The sequence below is a fragment of the Pseudescherichia vulneris genome, from assembly GCF_902164725.1.
GTDB lineage: Bacteria > Pseudomonadota > Gammaproteobacteria > Enterobacterales > Enterobacteriaceae > Pseudescherichia > Pseudescherichia vulneris.
The window spans coordinates 741,300-742,902 of record NZ_LR607338.1 but is presented as its reverse complement, the minus strand read 5'-3'; the positions used below and the strand labels follow the sequence as shown (position 1 = coordinate 742,902).

2 protein-coding genes are annotated in these 1,603 nt (G+C 59.6%); one reads left to right on the top strand and one right to left on the bottom strand.

Annotated features, from left to right (window positions below; genetic code table 11):
- The first annotated feature begins 60 nt into the window (after window positions 1–60).
- Window positions 61–969: a 23S rRNA pseudouridine(2605) synthase RluB gene (gene rluB / locus FN633_RS03045; protein ID WP_154056689.1), complete on the top strand. Its 909-nt coding sequence runs from the start codon at window positions 61–63 to the stop codon at window positions 967–969.
- A 27-nt stretch (window positions 970–996) separates the two neighbouring features.
- Here the strand turns inward: rluB and cobO are convergent, their stop codons facing one another.
- Window positions 997–1,587: a cob(I)yrinic acid a,c-diamide adenosyltransferase gene (gene cobO, locus FN633_RS03040; protein WP_154056688.1), complete on the bottom strand. Its 591-nt coding sequence runs from the start codon at window positions 1,585–1,587 to the stop codon at window positions 997–999.
- Window positions 1,588–1,603 lie beyond the last annotated feature (16 nt).

The window sequence follows — 1,603 nt, the reverse complement described above, 5'->3', positions numbered from 1 at the left end:
AACTCATTGTTTCGTAAAGCATACCAGACGCCTGTGAAGGCGACACCTGAAGGAACCGCCATGAGCGAGAAATTACAAAAAGTGCTGGCCCGCGCTGGCCACGGCTCCCGCCGTGAAATCGAAGCGATCATTGCAGCCGGGCGCGTCAGCGTTGACGGAAAAATCGCAACCCTCGGCGATCGTGTTGAGGTTATCCCAGGCCTGAAGATCCGTATTGACGGCCATCTTATCTCTGTTAGAGAGTCCGTCGAGCAGATTTGTCGCGTACTGGCCTACTATAAACCAGAAGGTGAACTCTGCACCCGTAACGATCCGGAAGGGCGTCCGACCGTGTTTGATCGCCTGCCGAAGCTGCGCGGCGCACGCTGGATTGCCGTTGGCCGTCTGGACGTTAACACCTGCGGCCTGCTGCTGTTCACCACCGACGGTGAGCTAGCTAACCGCCTGATGCACCCGAGCCGTGAAGTCGAGCGCGAATACGCCGTGCGCGTATTTGGTCAGGTCGAAGAGAACAAGCTCCGCGATCTCTCCCGTGGCGTGCAGCTGGAGGATGGTCCGGCCGCGTTTAAAACTATCAAGTTCAGCGGCGGCGAGGGTATCAACCAGTGGTATAACGTCACCCTGACTGAAGGGCGTAACCGCGAGGTTCGTCGCCTGTGGGAAGCCGTTGGCGTGCAGGTAAGCCGTCTTATCCGCGTCCGCTACGGTGATATTCTGCTGCCGAAAGGGCTGCCGCGTGGAGGCTATACCGAACTGGATCTGGCCCAGACGAACTATCTGCGCGAGCTGGTGGAGTTAACGCCGGAAACCGAATCCAAGGTAGCGGTAGAGAAAGACCATCGTCGTATGAAGGCCAACCAGATCCGCCGGGCGGTCAAGCGTCATACCCAGACCGGCAGCGCGCGTCCGGCCAGCGGACGTCCTGCAAGCGGCAACCGCCGCTCCAGCACGCGTAACAGCAAAGCATAAAGAAAGGGGCCTCGGCCCCTTTCTTATTTAATAATCGATACCGATCTGCGCCTTCACGCCCGCGTCGAAAGCGTGCTTAACCGGACGTAGCTCGCTCACCGTATCGGCCAGCTCCAGAATATCCCGATGGCAGCCGCGACCGGTAATAATTACCGTCTGCTGGGCCGGACGCGCTTGCAGGGCGCTCAGCACTACCTCCAGCGGCAGATAGTCATAGGCCACCATGTAGGTCAGCTCGTCCAGGATCACCATGTCCAGCGTCTCGTCGGCCAGCATCCGCTGGGCATGCTCCCACACCGCCAGACAGGCGGCGGTATCAGCCTCGCGGTTCTGCGTGTCCCACGTGAAGCCCGTCGCCATCACCTGAAACTCCACGCCGTGCGGCTCCAGCAGGTTGCGCTCGCCGTTAGGCCAGGTACCCTTAATAAACTGAATGACGCCCACTTTTTTACCGTGGCCCACCGCGCGGGTTGCGGTGCCAAAGGCGGCAGTGGTTTTGCCTTTGCCGTTGCCGGTAAAGACGATAACGATCCCGCGCTCGTCCTGGGCGGCGGCCACGCGTGCGTCCACGTGATCCTTCACTTTCTGTTGTCGTTGCTGGTAACGCTCTTCACTCATCAAATTGCCTCCTGGA

Excerpts from the sequence above, each read along its gene's own strand:
- rluB (WP_154056689.1), top strand. The coding sequence starts at position 61 with ATGAGCGAGAAATTACAAAAAGTGCTGGCCCGCGCTGGCCACGGCTCC.
- cobO (WP_154056688.1), bottom strand. The coding sequence starts at position 1,587 with ATGAGTGAAGAGCGTTACCAGCAACGACAACAGAAAGTGAAGGATCAC.